Source organism: Neobacillus sp. NPDC093182 (genome assembly GCF_044754045.1).
The window spans coordinates 1-14,661 of sequence record NZ_JBIVOI010000007.1 but is presented as its reverse complement, the minus strand read 5'-3'; the positions used below and the strand labels follow the sequence as shown (position 1 = coordinate 14,661).

General features: G+C 41.1%; 13 protein-coding genes. 12 read left to right on the top strand and 1 reads right to left on the bottom strand.

From position 1 onward, the window contains the following. The first annotated feature begins 64 nt into the window (after positions 1-64). From ACIQAA_RS13880 to ACIQAA_RS13825, 12 genes are all read left to right on the top strand, one after another. A complete protein-coding gene (locus ACIQAA_RS13880; protein ID WP_402620328.1) occupies positions 65-931 on the top strand; it encodes an adenylyltransferase/cytidyltransferase family protein in 867 nt (288 codons plus the stop codon). Positions 932-975: 44 nt separating this feature from the next. After that, positions 976-1,971, top strand: a complete 996-nt coding sequence (locus ACIQAA_RS13875) for a catechol 2,3-dioxygenase (protein ID WP_402620325.1) — start codon at positions 976-978, stop codon at positions 1,969-1,971. 33 nt (positions 1,972-2,004) lie between these two features. Then, on the top strand, positions 2,005-2,916 hold the full coding sequence (locus ACIQAA_RS13870; RefSeq protein WP_402620322.1) for an acetaldehyde dehydrogenase (acetylating): 912 nt from the start codon (positions 2,005-2,007) through the stop codon (positions 2,914-2,916). Further along, entirely contained in the window at positions 2,913-3,926 is a 1,014-nt protein-coding gene (dmpG, locus tag ACIQAA_RS13865) for a 4-hydroxy-2-oxovalerate aldolase (RefSeq protein ID WP_402620319.1), read from the top strand. The genes ACIQAA_RS13870 and dmpG overlap by 4 nt, the downstream gene beginning before the upstream one ends. 24 nt (positions 3,927-3,950) lie before the next feature. Then, positions 3,951-4,730, top strand: a complete 780-nt coding sequence (locus tag ACIQAA_RS13860; protein WP_402620317.1) for a 2-keto-4-pentenoate hydratase — start codon at positions 3,951-3,953, stop codon at positions 4,728-4,730. Between the two features lie 73 nt (positions 4,731-4,803). Beyond that, on the top strand, positions 4,804-5,595 hold the full coding sequence (locus ACIQAA_RS13855; RefSeq protein ID WP_402620314.1) for a 2-keto-4-pentenoate hydratase: 792 nt from the start codon (positions 4,804-4,806) through the stop codon (positions 5,593-5,595). A gap of 26 nt (positions 5,596-5,621) precedes the next feature. Beyond that, positions 5,622-5,822: a 2-hydroxymuconate tautomerase gene (locus ACIQAA_RS13850; RefSeq protein WP_402620311.1), complete on the top strand. Its 201-nt coding sequence runs from the start codon at positions 5,622-5,624 to the stop codon at positions 5,820-5,822. After that, positions 5,819-7,291 carry an aldehyde dehydrogenase gene (locus ACIQAA_RS13845; RefSeq protein WP_402620308.1) on the top strand — a complete coding sequence of 491 codons (1,473 nt, stop codon included), beginning with the start codon at positions 5,819-5,821 and terminating at the stop codon, positions 7,289-7,291. Before ACIQAA_RS13850 ends, ACIQAA_RS13845 begins: the two co-directional genes overlap by 4 nt. Positions 7,292-7,874: 583 nt before the next feature. After that, positions 7,875-10,628, top strand: coding sequence for a response regulator (locus ACIQAA_RS13840; protein WP_402620305.1), 2,754 nt, complete (start codon positions 7,875-7,877; stop codon positions 10,626-10,628). Positions 10,629-10,697: 69 nt separating this feature from the next. Continuing rightward, positions 10,698-11,492 (top strand): CheR family methyltransferase, encoded by a 795-nt coding sequence (locus ACIQAA_RS13835; protein ID WP_402620302.1) that lies wholly within the window; start codon positions 10,698-10,700, stop codon positions 11,490-11,492. After that, positions 11,434-13,497, top strand: coding sequence for a PAS domain S-box protein (locus ACIQAA_RS13830; RefSeq protein ID WP_402620299.1), 2,064 nt, complete (start codon positions 11,434-11,436; stop codon positions 13,495-13,497). Before ACIQAA_RS13835 ends, ACIQAA_RS13830 begins: the two co-directional genes overlap by 59 nt. A gap of 36 nt (positions 13,498-13,533) precedes the next feature. After that, entirely contained in the window at positions 13,534-14,475 is a 942-nt protein-coding gene (locus ACIQAA_RS13825; RefSeq protein WP_402620296.1) for a sugar ABC transporter substrate-binding protein, read from the top strand. A gap of 49 nt (positions 14,476-14,524) precedes the next feature. On the opposite strand, the gene ACIQAA_RS13820 is transcribed toward ACIQAA_RS13825, so the two are convergent. Further along, positions 14,525-14,661, bottom strand: a 137-nt coding sequence (locus tag ACIQAA_RS13820) for an IS3 family transposase (RefSeq protein ID WP_402620991.1), incomplete at its 5' end; no start/stop codon positions are given.

Genomic DNA, 14,661 nt, shown 5'->3' with positions numbered 1-14,661 from the left:
AATTTTGCTTACGGAAGAAGGGCATAAAGGGATAAATATATTGTGAACAATGGAGGGAGATATCTTGGAATTCATTCATGTGACAAGCAACAACCGCGAACAAACTCTTTTACCAACAAAGCCATGTGTGGCGGCTCTAGGTTTTTTTGACGGAGTTCATTTAGGCCATCAACAGGTGATAAAAGAGGCAAAAAAGGCTGCGGAAGAACAAGAACTCCCTTTGGTAATTATGAGTTTTTTCCCTCATCCGAAAGAGGTCTTATCAAATGGGAAAAAAATCATCCCTTATCTCATGCCAATGAACGATAAACGCAGGATCTTTGAAGAGTTAGGAGCAGATTATTTTTATTTGATTCAGTTTACTAAGGAATTTGCTGGATTGTCTCCAAGGGAATTTGTTCAAACCTATCTTCTGGACTTTGGAGCAAAACAGGTGGCAGCGGGTTTTGACTTTACATATGGACACCGGGGAGAAGGCAATATGGATACCATGAAAAGCGATTCAGATGGAAAAATTGAAGGAATCAAGGTGGATAAAATAGAGTGGGATGGCGAAAAAATCAGTTCTACGCTCATTCGAAATCTGGTATTGGCTGGTGAAATGGAAAAGATCGCTTCATATCTAGGGAATGATTATCAAATTGAGGGCAGGATTGTATTCCGTAAAAAACATGCAGAGGTAGTACTCCATCCTTATTATTTGATGCCTGCTTCAGGCTGGTATGAAGTCACCGTAAACCTTCACCAGGAGACGACCACGCAAATCGCGGTCGTTCATGACGGAAGGCTTACTTTACTCCAAGGGCAAGGGTTCCCTTTTTATGAATGGGAAAGTGTTCGACTTTCTTGGAAGAAACGATTGCCTAAAGGGTTTGTTCACGATGAGGTTTCAAGACCAGTCTATTTAAGCTCCTCTTTAGTGGGGCTATGAGGGAATCTTACCTTTTACAGTATGAAATTTTGGGAGGAACGGACATGACTATTTTTAAAGAACCAATTTTTGATGTAGCACAACTCGCACACGTAGAAATTCTTTCTCCAAAACTAGAACAATCTGTTGAATTTTTTACAAGATTTCTAGGAATGGAAGTAACCGCTCGATCAGGAGGTTCCGTTTATCTTCGTGCATATGAAGATTTTTACCATAATACGTTAAAAATCACTGAATCAAAAGAAGCAGGGGTTGGTCATGTTGCTTGGCGGGCAACATCTCCGCAGGCACTACAGCGCCGAGTAGAAGAAATTGAAAAGACAGGATTAGGCAAAGGCTGGATTGACGGAGATATCGGTCATGGAAAAGCGTATCAATTTACTACTCCTGATGGTCATTTAATGGAAATTCTTTGGGACGTCGAATATTACAATCTTTCAGAGCAGCAGCGCTCAAAACTATTAAATCGTCCATCCAAACGTCCAGATCGTGGGGTGCCGGTTCGCCGCTTAGATCATATCAATCTTATGACTTCCAATCCTGGAGCCGACACGGACTATTTAATCGACCATCTTGGCTTCCGTTTAAGAGAGCAAATTCAAGATAACGGACATGTGCTTGGAAGCTGGATCAGCGTATCCAATCTTGTTCATGAAATTGCCTATATGCAAGAGCCAAATGGCGTGAAAGGAAAACTGCACCATCTTTGCTACTGGTACGGCATTCCGCAAAACCTTTATGACGTGGCTGATCTGCTTAAAGATCATGATTTTAAGATTGAAGTTCCACCTAATAAGCATGGAGTTTCCCAAGCATTCTGTATGTATGTGATTGAACCAGGCGGCAACCGCATTGAATTGTTCGGAGATGCAGGCTATATCATTAGTGATCCAGCCTGGAAACCAGTAATTTGGGATATGAAAGACGTTCCGGGTAACGGTGATACTTGGATTGGAACAGAATTCCCAGTATCCTGGTGGACGCAAGGAACACCACTATCAGCTAGTGAAGCAGGTGTAAAAGAAGTTGTAAAACCTTAATTCATTAATTACTAGAAAGCGAGGTGCAGGGTCTTGACGAAAGTAAAAGCAGCGATTTTAGGATCTGGAAATATTGGGACAGACTTGATGTATAAAATTTTAAAAAATGATGGAAACATGGAGTTAGCCTTAGTATCAGGGATTGACCCCAATTCTGAAGGACTAGCGAGAGCAAAGGAAAAGGGAATTGCAGTTAGCCATCATGGAATTGATGCGATTCTAGAAGATCCAGAGATTAAGATTGTGTTTGATGCAACAAGCGCAAAAGCCCATAAGTTGAATGCGCAAGCACTACGAGAACAAGGGAAACTAGCCGTAGACATGACTCCGGCAGCAGTTGGACCGTTTGTCGTGCCAACCGTTAATTTACATGACCATCTTGAAGCAATGAATGTTAACTTGATTTCTTGCGGCGGCCAGGCGACGACACCACTGGTTCACGCCGTCAATCGTGTGGTACCTGTTCATTATGCAGAGGTCATTGCGACAGCGGCCAGTCTATCGATTGGACCGGGAACAAGACAAAATGTCGATGAGTTTGTTCGTACAACGGCAAATGCGGTTCAGCAAATTGGCGGAGCGAAAATCGCACGAGCCATACCTGTTTTCAATCCAGCGCAGCCGCCTATTAATATGACAAATTCCGTCTATGCAGTCATTAAAGAAGAATTCGATGAGGCAGCGGTCATTGAGTCGGTTCAATCGATTGCAGCTGAGATTTCTAGCTATGTTCCAGGCTATCGTTTAAAAGGTACGCCATTTGTAGATTATCGTGAAACTCCATGGGGCCGCTTGCCAACTGTGGTCATCATGAATGAAGTAATTGGAGCGGGAGATTTCTTCCCTACCTATGCCGGTAATTTGGATATCATGACGGCCTCCGCCTACCGAGTCGGAGATGTCTATGCCGCACATTTTCTTGGAGTTAAGGAGGTAACACGATGAAGATTCCTAGACTGACAGATACAACACTAAGAGATGGCGATCATGCGGTTAGCCATAGTTATACACCTGAACAGGTACGGGTGATTGTAAAAGATTTAGATGAAGCAGGTGTGCCAGTTATTGAAGTGAGCCATGGTTCTGGATTAAACGGCTCGACGATTCAGCAAGGGTTCTCTATTCATTCTGAATATGACTTGATTAAAGTAGCCGTTGAAACTGCGAAACAAGCTAAAATTGCTTCTTTATTCGTTCCGGGGATCGGGACGAGCAAGGAGTTAAGAGAAGCGGCCGAACTCGGTATTTCGGTGCTCCGGATCGCCGTTCATTGTACGGAAGCAGATGTGACCGAGCAGTACTTCCGCTTAGCGAAAGAATTAGGACTTGAAACAGTTGGTTTCCTCATGATGTCTCATACGCAGTCTGCCAGTGTGCTTGTGGAGCAGGCAAAGCTGATGGAATCGTATGGTGCCGATTGCGTTTATGTTGTTGATTCAGCAGGTGCCCTTGTTCAAAGCGGCGTTCGCAAAAGAGTGTCTGCTTTAAAAGAAGCGTTGTCCATTCAAGTTGGTTTCCACGCTCATAATAACCTTGGCTTGGCGATTGGCAATACCATAACGGCACTGGAAGCGGGTGCCGATCAAATTGACGGAACGTTAAGAGGACTGGGGGCGGGAGCTGGAAATGCACCAACCGAAGTTCTTGTTGCGGTCCTTAATAAAATGAACATCGAAACCGGAATCAATCTAGCAATATTAATGGATGCTGCAGAGGAAAAGGTAGCTCCGCTCATCCAGACTCCTATCGTAATTGATCGCGGCAACTTATCAAGCGGCTATGCCGGAGTATATAACAGCTTTTTATTACACGTAAAACACGCTGCGGAAAAGTTTGGTGTCGGCGTATCCGAAATTATGGAAGAGCTTGGTAAAAGGCAAACGGTTGCTGGCCAAGAGGATTGGATTTTAGATGTAGCGGTTGAACTAGCGGAGAAAAAAGGGATTACAGTATAGTTCCAGGGTTAGGAGGAGACAGGTGTGTCGATCATTCAAGAAGCTGCCACTCGTTTATTGGAAGCAGAGGAAACAAAGCAGGTGATCAAGCCGTTAACGGTTTCCTATCCAGGGATTACCGTCGATGAAGCGTATCACACCCAGTTAGAGATTATCCGGAGAAAAGTTGCAAATGGCGGAATCATTGTGGGGAAAAAAATTGGCGCAACAAGCAAAGCGATTCAAAACATGTTTGGTGTCAATCAGCCTGATTACGGTCATTTATTAGCAGATATGATGGTTTTTGAAGGCCAAGCGATTTCACTAGGACAATTTATTCAACCGAAAGTAGAATTTGAGATTGCCTTTATTTTAAAAAAGGATTTAAAAGGTCCGAATGTTTCCATCCTGGATGTCATCGAGGCTACAGATTATATCGTTCCGGCCATTGAGGTGATTGATAGCCGGATTGAAGATTGGAAGATCAAGTTTGAAGATACAGTTGCAGACAACGGCTCCTCTGCTTCTGCGATTATTGGCGGGAAACCGACAAAGCTTGATGGCTTAGATCTCACTCATATCGGGATGGTCGCTTATCGAAACGGAGAAATGATCGATTCAGGAGCAGGGGCAGCAGTCCTTGGAAATCCACTTCGTTCGGTCGCTTGGCTGGCCAATTCATTAGGTAAGTACGATATCTCGTTAAAATCAGGGGAAGTCATTCTTTCAGGTGCTTTAACAAGTGCGATTGAAGTAAAGGAAAATGATACGTTTACGGCGGAGTTTGCCCATATTGGTTCAGTCAGTGTGTCTTTTAAAGAATAAAATGAAATCTGGATCGGCGCGGGGCTTGCACCCGCACAGATCGATGGGAAATCAAAAGAAACTGGGTGATAACATGATTAAAACAGATGTAATCGATCAAATTGCTTATGAACTTTTCGAGGCAGAAAAACAAAAAAGGGCAGTAGGTAAGTTTGTGGACGCCTATCCTGAACTGGATGAAGCCTTAGCTTATCAAATACAAGAACGCTTAATCGAAATGAGATGCTTAGAAGAGAGCACAAAAAGGATTGGCTGGAAACTCGGACTAACGAGTAAAGCGAAACAAGAGATGATGGGTGTACACGAGCCATCTTACGGGGTTTTGCTTGAAAGCATGCAGATGTTTGAAGGGGAAAAGATTTCACTTGCACCTTTCATCCACGCTAAGCTGGAGCCGGAAATTGCCTTTATTTTTAGTAAAGAATTGAAAGGTCCGCATGTAACAGTAGCGGATGTACTTCATGCAACGGAATATATTGCACCTGCTGTTGAAATCATTGACAGCCGCTTCCATGGATTCAGCTTTACCTTAGCAGATGCGGTGGCAGATAACTCATCTTCTTCCCGCTTTATTATTGGTGAAAGATTCTGTTCGCCGAAAGATTTCGATTTAAAATTGATGGGAATGGTATTTAGACAAAACGGAGAAGTCGTGGCGACAGGTGCCGGTGCAGCGGTGATGGGGCATCCGGCGAGAGCGATTGCTTGGTTAGCCAATCGGTTGTACAAGGTGGGTCAGAGTATTCAACCAGGAGAAGTCGTGTTAAGCGGCTCCTTATCCGCGGCGATTAAAATTGAAGCGGGTGACCATTTCACCGCTGGCTTTGACGGACTAGGCTGTGTTGAAGCGGTATTCACGGAATAAACTTCAAGGTGAAGGGAGAGGTTTTTATGCCATTTATTCAGATTAATATTCTTAAAGGCAGAACACCTGAAAAAAAGGAACGATTAATAAGAGAAGTTTCTGACTTGGTATCAGATGTGTTAGATGCTCCCATTCAAAGTGTGCGTGTGATGATAAATGAACTAGAACCTGAACATTGGGGTATTGCTGGAGAATCAGTTAAAAAGAGAAATGAGGTTTCAAAATGACAAACGTTCAGACTGGAGTTAGAGAAGTAGGTCTTTATATAAACGGGGAATATGTAAAAGCAAGCGATGGTGCTACTTTTGAAGTGAAAAATCCTGCGACACAAGAGATCATTGCGAAAGTCAGTGAAGCCTCACAAGAAGATGTGGATCGTGCTTGCCGTATTGCACGGGACGCTTTTGAAAATGGTCCGTGGAGAACGATGACAGTAGCGGAGCGCTGTGCAAAGCTTCGTCGTATGTCTGAAATCATCCTTGAGCGAAAAGAAGAAATTGCTCGCTTAGATGCGACCGATGTCGGAAAACCCTATCATTCAACGGTCCACCATGAGGTTCCACGCGCTGCCAACAATATCAAATTCTTTGCCGACTTCATGGAGCAGCAAGGCGGAGAGGTATATCCAATGGGCGAAGAGTATTTAAACTATACTCTGTACGAACCAGTGGGAGTAGCTGCACTCATTACTCCTTGGAATGTTCCGTTTATGCTGACTACTTGGAAACTTGGACCTTGTCTTGCGGCGGGAAACACAGCTGTTATTAAACCAGCTGAAATGACTCCGCTTTCTGTTTCACTTCTTGGAGAAATTGCAAAGGAAGCAGGAATTCCAGATGGTGTAGTCAATGTGGTTCATGGCCTAGGCGGAGTGGTTGGAACGGCTTTGACTACCCATCCTGAAGTAGATCTTGTTTCCTTCACGGGCTCGACGGATACAGGAAAGAGAATTATGAAAAGCGGTGCCGACACATTAAAGAAGGTTTCTTTTGAATTAGGCGGAAAAGCGGCGAATATTGTATTCGAAGATGCCAATCTTGATAAAGCGATTCCTGTATCGATTCATGCAGCGTTCATGAATTCCGGTCAAGTCTGTCTTGCAGGGTCAAGAATCTTAGTGCAACGCACGATCTTAGATGAGTTCCTTGAAAGATTTAAGAAAGCTGCAACGGAACTAAAAGTCGGCGATCCACAAAATGTGGAAACCAAAATGGGACCAGTGGTGAGTGAAGAGCATTATAAGAAGGTCACCAGTTATCTAGAGATTGCCAAAGAAGAAAATGCCACGTTAATTTGTGGTGGAAAACGCCCGGCTTTACCGGAGTATTTACAAGATGGCTACTATTTAGAGCCTACTGTTTATCTTCAAGAAAATCCAAAGTCTCGTATTTGCCAAGAAGAAATCTTTGGCCCAATCGTGACCATTATTCCATTTGATACCGAAGAAGAGGCCCTTCGCATTGCCAATGATACAGAATATGGGTTGAACGGCGTCGTTTGGACAGAGAATCTCCAGCGTGCTCACCGGATTTCACATTCTGTTCGTGCCGGTACGATTTGGGTGAACTGCTGGTTCGTTCGTGATCTCCGTGCTCCATTCGGCGGCTTTAAAAAGAGCGGTGTCGGACGTGAAGGCGGCCATCACAGCATGGAATTTTTCACAGAAGCGAAAAATATTTGTATCGCATTGAAATAGTAATTGCCATTTGCTAATGATATTGGCTCTTTTTGTAAGAGAGAGACAATGATATAGGAACATCGACAAGGGAAGTTAGCCAAAATTCTAAACGCTAGAGGGACGGTTCCGATGGTACTAGTACGATTCACACGGTTCAAAAAAACCATTAGGATTTTATCCCCATTGATGCATCCCATAAATTTTATGGCTATTCAAATGAGGTCAACAACGGATATGAATTGAAAATTAAGACAAATCTCTTCCCGATTAGCTGTATCATTACTTCAGAAGAAACAAAAGAGAAGTTGTCCCATATTCTAAGTGAACATGCAATAGCAAATAGAAAAGAGTCCAAATAAGAATTTTTTTGCTCACAAATTACGTTTTGTGAGTATTTTTTGTTTTAGAAACGCTAGAGGGACGGTTCCGATGGTACTAGTACGATTCACACGGTTCAAAAAAACCATTAGAACCGTCCCCAAGGTTTAAATATCATATGGACGATGGTAAGGATTATAAAGTATGATTAAAAATGAGAAAATTTTTACTAGTATATGTAATTTAGGAATGGAACAATATAATTCTACTAGTGGGAGGCTTTATGAGATTTCGAACGAAGCTCTATACGAGCATAGGGTCATTACTTTTGTTCATTACGATTATCGTCATGATCTTAATGAACATGCTTGAACAATCGACAGTTAAAATGAACGTCGTGATTAGTGATATTAATGAGAGAATTGAAATTGCTTCTACCATTAAAGAAGAAACTTCAATCATATCAGGCGTATTGAATACCATTTTGAAAGATGGCGGAAATGCAGTCAATTCAGACTTGTTAAATGCATGGGAAAATTCCAATTCAAATTTACAAGTTGCAATCGACGCACTGGAGAAAAAAGACACTCAAGAAAAATCGCAGGAACTCTTAGGTAAACTTAAAATCTTACATGAATCTTATCGAAATATGGGTCAACAAGCGTTAATGGAAAGAAAAATCAATCCTGACGCTGAACTAACTCCTGCTTTTTTGGCTGATATTGAACTATTCAGTCAGCGGATGGCTCAAATGGCAGAACTGCTTCATGGCATTCAAGAGCAAGGAATGAAGAATGAACTGGTACGTTCAAAAGATACTTATAATTGGGCAGTTGAAAATATTTATATCTACCTAGTTATCGGCTTAATCATCGGTATAAGTTTTGCGATATGGATCATAAAAAGCACCAGCAACAACCTTAACAAGGTAACGGACGTAATGAAACAGGCAGCGGCCAGTGATTTTGATACATTACCGCGTATCGAGATTACCACAAAAGGAGAACTGAGTGAAATCGCTGTGGCCTTTAATAAAATGGCAAAAGCACTTGAGAAACATAATAAGATAGAGAAGCAATTAAAAGAAGAAGCCGAAGAGCTGAGCTGGCTGAATACAAATATTGCTGAAATTGCAACACTGTATCCGGAAGTAGAAAATGTGCAGGGACTGGCTGGTATGCTCATCACAAAGCTAGTACCTATGATAGGAGCGAGCTACGGCGTCTTCTATTTAAAAGAGGTTACAAAAAGTGACCAGTATTTAACAAGAATGTCTTCTTACGCCTCTTTAGGCGGGGAGCAAGAACGAAAGCAATTTCGTTTAGGAGAGGGATTAATTGGGCAATGTGCACTGTTAAAGCGTCCCATCCATATAAACCAGGTTCCTGAAGAATATCTAAAAATCGGATCAGGTCTAGGAGAAGCCTCTCCTATAACCATTATCATTTTACCCGTATTATTTGAAGACCAAGTACTTGCTGTTATGGAGATTGCTTCTTTTGAGACGTTAACCCCATTACATATTAAGCTGCTTGAAGAAGTAAATAACAATTTAGGTATTAAGATTAATAGTATTATCAACCACATGAAGGTAGAACAATTATTGCAAGAATCTCAAGCCCTGACAGAAGAACTGCAAGCTCAATCAGAGGAACTCCAAATGCAGCAAGAGGAGTTAAGGACGACGAATGAAAAACTAGAAGAACAGTATGAAGCATCTAAACAACAGAACGTTGAAATACAAGAAGTCAGTGCGGCACTGGAAGAAAAAGCACAGCAGCTGGAGCTTAGTTCTAAATATAAATCTGAGTTTCTAGCAAATATGTCACATGAGCTAAGAACGCCTCTAAATAGTTTGCTCATTCTAGCACAAATCCTCACTGAAAATGGAGAAGGGAATCTGACAAATAAACAGCAGGAATACATTAAAACCATTTACTCGTCCGGAAATGATTTATTGAATTTAATCAATGATATTTTAGATTTGGCAAAAGTAGAGTCTGGTAAACTAGATGTGATATCAAAAGAAGTAGAAATGAATCAGTTGAGAGATTTTATCTATCGTCAATTCTCGCCGATTGCAAATCAGAAGAGAGTTCATTTTTCAATTGAATTGGACAAAGCATTGCCAATGACGTTCTTTACGGATGAACAACGACTGCAGCAAATCCTAAAAAACCTACTTGCCAATGCGTTTAAATTTACGGAAAGCGGCAGTGTTTCCTTACAAATCCGCAGTGTGATGAAAAACATCACCGGGATTAGAGGAGAAGAACAACGACTTGAACGAATGTTCGCTTTTTCTGTGATCGATACAGGTATTGGAATTGAGAAAGATAAACAAGAAACCATTTTTGATGCTTTCAAACAAGCAGATGGGACGACCAGCAGGAAATATGGCGGTACGGGATTAGGTCTTTCGATTTGCAGGGAACTTGCTCATCTATTGGGCGGGTTTATAGAAGTATCAAGTGAAATTAGGAATGGCAGCACATTTACGTTATATTTGCCGAACCGTCATATGAATACAAAAATCATAAATATCTCTACAGCTCGAGCGGAAGCAGCGGTCAGTGTGGAAGCGAACTATTTAGTGAACAGCAATGAGCATGTTTTAAAAGAAGAGCCAATGCTCAAACATGGGAAATCGATACTAAAAAACAAGAAAATTCTTATCGTCGATGATGATATCCGTAATGTATATGCCTTAACGATTGCGCTCGAAAATCATGATATGGATATCTTAGTTGCCGAAAACGGCAGGGAAGCATTGGAAGTTTTAAAAGAGCATCCGAATACAGACCTGATTTTAATGGATATTATGATGCCGGAAATGGATGGGTTTGAAGCCATCCAGCATATTCGTAAGATAAGCAAATTTGCAACCATACCAATCATCGCCCTTACAGCTAAGGCGATGAAACACAGCAGAGAAGAATGCCTGGAAGCAGGAGCTACCGATTATATTAGTAAGCCAATTAACCTAGAACAGTTGTTCTCGTTAATGCAAGTTTGGCTGTTTACGAAGGAGGGCTAGAAAATCGCGCAGGAAAAACGCCATGAATCTAGTAATCTACTTCAGGCACAAGAAATCGAGAAGATTGAAATGGATTTATTACTTGAGGCTATGTTTCGCTATTATGGGTATGATTTTAGAAACTATGCCTTACCTTTTATCCAAAGGAGGATCAACCATCGCGTTCAGATTGAAAGACTATCAAGTATATCCGCGCTGCAGGAAAAAATCCTTCGTGAACCTAGTGTGATGGCAAGGTTACTATCCGACTTTTCCATCAATGTGACAGAGATGTTTCGGGATCCGTCCTTTTTTAAGAGTATCCGGACTAAGGTGATCCCTTTACTAAAGGATTATCCTTTGATTAAAATATGGCATGTTGGATGTTCTTCAGGTGAGGAAGTGTATTCAATGGCAATCCTCCTGCATGAAGAAGGGATCTACGATAAAACAAGAATCTATGCAACCGATATAAATAAGAATATTCTTGAAAAAGCAAAACAGGGTACCTTCCCGTTGGAAGAGATGAAGCTCTATACCAAAAACTATATTGAAGGAGGAGGGAAACGGGCCTTTTCTGAATATTATAAAGCTATTGACGATAAGGTTTGTTTCCACCCGTTTCTTCAGAAAAATATGATTTTTGCCCAGCATAATGTAGTATCCGATCATTCTTTTAACGAGTTTGATATGATAATATGCCGAAATGTACTTATCTATTTTAATAAGAACCTTCAAAATCATGTTCATCAATTACTATATGAAAGCCTAAGCACTTCAGGTTTTCTTGGTTTAGGAAAAAGAGAGGGGGTACAATTTACACGTTATGAAGACTGTTACGGAGAATTTGATGGACCCGAAAGGCTCTATCGAAAAGTTAAATAATACACCTTCTCAAAAGGTGAATATTTTAATGGTGGATGACCATCCAGAAAACCTTCTGGCGTTAGAGGCAGTGCTCACTTCACCAAACTACAATCTTATTAGCGCACATTCTGGAAAAGAAGCGTTAAAATGTATGCTTCAATATGATTTTGCGGTCATTTTACTAGACGTTCAAATGCCAGGTCTTAATGGCTTTGATACGGCTAAGCTTATTAAGGCGAGAGAAAAAACAAAAAATATCCCGATTATTTTTATTACAGCGATTAGTCAAGAAATGGAACATGTTCATCAAGGCTACTCCGTAGGTGCGATAGATTATATTTTTAAACCCTTTCAGCCGGAAACATTAAAAAAGAAAATTGAACAGTTTGTCAAAATCCATCAAAATCATCAAGAAACGATTATTCAAACGGATCTCGGACATTTGCTTGAGCTGAATAAAGTCAATAAAAGGCTGGATAGAACCACTCTAAATTTACGTCGGACAGAGGCCTTATCAAAAGCCATAAGTGAAACGATAACCGATACCATTATCACGTTTGATAATCAGGGTTCGATACTTTCCGTGAATCCGGCCATCACTAGCATGTTTGGCTACCAGGCAAAGGAAGTAGTGGAAAAACATGTTCTCAATCTTTTTCCTAAATGGGAGGCTGAAGTGTTCGGTGACCTATCCACATTTCTTTCTACGATTAGACAATCGGTAGGAAAGATTATTGAAGTGGTGGCTTGTCGAAAGGATAAAAGCTGCTTCTTCGCGGATCTGTTAATTGCATCAACCATCATTGAGGATGAACAGATTTTTGTTTGTACCGTACGTGATGTAACGGAAAGAAAGCAAATCGAAGAAGTGAAAAAACAGCAATTTCATAATCTAGAACATATCGTCAAAGAGCGGACGCTTGAGCTAACCAAGTCAAACGAAAAATTGCAAAAGGAAATTGAAGAACGAAAAAAAATGGCCGACCATTTGTTCCGTTCCCAGCATAGGTTTCGAAAAATCTTTGATTCCAGCCCCTTATTAAAGGCAATCTTATCACAGAAGGATCTCACATTCCTCGACATCAATGCCAGCTGGACAAGTTTCACCGGTTATAGCAGCAACGAGTTGATCCATCAAAAAATTAAGTGTAAGAATTTTATTGATGAAATAACGGGGAAGTCTATTGATTTTAATAAGAAGATCCGAAACAAGAAAATCAGGTATGAGACGAAAGACGAGGAAGTCCGCTCAGGGTTATTATCCACGGAGATGATTGATATCGATTCTGAACCATGTACGCTCGTCGTATTAAATGATATTACAGAAAGGGTCCACCTCGAGAATGAAATGTACCGGCTGGACCGATTAAATTTAATCGGCGAAATGGCAGCAGGTATTGCCCATGAGATCAGAAACCCGATGACAACGGTTCAAGGATTTTTACAATTATCAAGGAATAGAATTGACAATTTATCTACTGATTTCATCGATTTAATGCTAGAGGAATTGAACAGGGCAAACTCGATTATCACAGAATTTTTGAATCTTGCAAAAAATAAAATCAGTGTCAAAAAGATGCAAAACTTAAACACCATTATTGAAGCTTTATCTCCTTTAATTCAAGCGGAAGCGTTTCGTTCGAATAAACAGCTTATGCTTGACTTAGGAGAATGTCCAGACATCTCCTTGGACGAAAAAGAAATTCGCCAGCTCATTTTAAATATTGCTTTAAATGGTTTAGATGCCATGACTTCTAATGGAAATTTGACGATTAAAACATATAATCACAAAGAAACAGTGGTTCTGCAAATAAAAGATGAAGGCAAGGGAATCAACCCAGAGGTATTATCAAAATTAGGGACACCTTTCTTTACCACAAAGGAAACAGGAACAGGTTTGGGGTTAGCCATTTGTTACAGTGTAGCCAAACGGCATGACGCCCAAATTGAAATTGAAACGGGTGATGAAGGGACCACTTTCTCTGTTCGATTTCAGCTCATTCCCAGCTTAACCACCGCTTAGTCATTCTTTAACACAGAAGAAAGGGGGGAGAATGCCGTGTTAAAGAAAGGAAAAATGTTCCCGATTATTGGTGCGGTCATTTCTATGATCGTTCTAGGATTTATATCCGTAACTTTTGCTGATAAAAAGCCCACTGTAGTCGTTGTGTTGAAAGCAGCAGACTCAAAATATTGGAATATTATGAAGGCTGGTATGGAGAAAGGGTTTAAAGACTTTGGGATTGATGGCAAAGTAATAGTACCAAGTGAAGCAATACCACAAAAACAAGTAGAATTATTAACGAAGACGTACAAAGAAAAGCCCGATGTGATTATAACGGCTCCGTACAGCTCATCTGTCGGGCCGACATTGGAAACATTCACGGATATTCCCATTTTACTAGTAGATACAGACCTTGCCATCAAAAACAAAACAGCTTATATTGGAACCGATAATAATGACTTAGGTAAAAAAGCAGGAGCCTTCTTAGCCTCCCAGCTGCAGCCAGGCGATAAGGCTGCGATTATCGGTGGTGATATATCTTTCTCGGTGTTTAAGGAGCGTATCGAAGGTGCTGCCCTTTCATTACAAAATGCAGGAATTGAAATCGCTTATACCAAAACAGGAATAGCGGATGATCCCAAAGCAGTTCATAAGGCCGTCTCGAGGGTTTTGCGTGACCATCCTGATATTAAGGGTGTGGTGACCTCACATGACACGATTGCGTTACCAGTTGCCAAGGAGTTAGAGGAAGACGGGCTCTTAATACCTGTCATTGGGCCAGATGGTCTGAACGAAATGCTGGAATTAATTGCAGACGGAACCCTTCCTGGTACGATGGCCCAAAACCCTTATGATATGGGCTATTTAAGCGTTGAAACCGCCATGAAAGTGATCAAGGGAGAAAATGTCGAACCCTTCGTAGACAGCGGTGTGGATATTATCATAAAAGAGAATGCACAGCAAAGATTAAGTTTTTATGAGAAACTAATGAAGTAAACTCCAGAGGGACGGTTCTGATGTGACCCCCGAAAGTTAGAGTTTTATTTTAAGCAGCCAATTGGTGGGTATGAATACGGTATTGTATCGGACTCATGCCCTCCAATTTTTGCTTTATACGCTTGTTATTATAGTAATCGATGTAATCTTCAATTCTCTTTTTTAACTCCTCAAATGTGCACAGAG

Bases quoted from the DNA above. Each gene is read 5' to 3' on its own strand.
- ACIQAA_RS13875 (WP_402620325.1), top strand. From the start codon at position 976: ATGACTATTTTTAAAGAACCAATTTTTGATGTAGCACAACTCGCACAC.
- dmpG (WP_402620319.1), top strand. From the start codon at position 2,913: ATGAAGATTCCTAGACTGACAGATACAACACTAAGAGATGGCGATCAT.
- ACIQAA_RS13855 (WP_402620314.1), top strand. From the start codon at position 4,804: ATGATTAAAACAGATGTAATCGATCAAATTGCTTATGAACTTTTCGAG.
- ACIQAA_RS13850 (WP_402620311.1), top strand. From the start codon at position 5,622: ATGCCATTTATTCAGATTAATATTCTTAAAGGCAGAACACCTGAAAAA.
- ACIQAA_RS13845 (WP_402620308.1), top strand. From the start codon at position 5,819: ATGACAAACGTTCAGACTGGAGTTAGAGAAGTAGGTCTTTATATAAAC.
- ACIQAA_RS13840 (WP_402620305.1), top strand. From the start codon at position 7,875: ATGAGATTTCGAACGAAGCTCTATACGAGCATAGGGTCATTACTTTTG.
- ACIQAA_RS13835 (WP_402620302.1), top strand. From the start codon at position 10,698: ATGGATTTATTACTTGAGGCTATGTTTCGCTATTATGGGTATGATTTT.
- ACIQAA_RS13830 (WP_402620299.1), top strand. From the start codon at position 11,434: ATGAAGACTGTTACGGAGAATTTGATGGACCCGAAAGGCTCTATCGAA.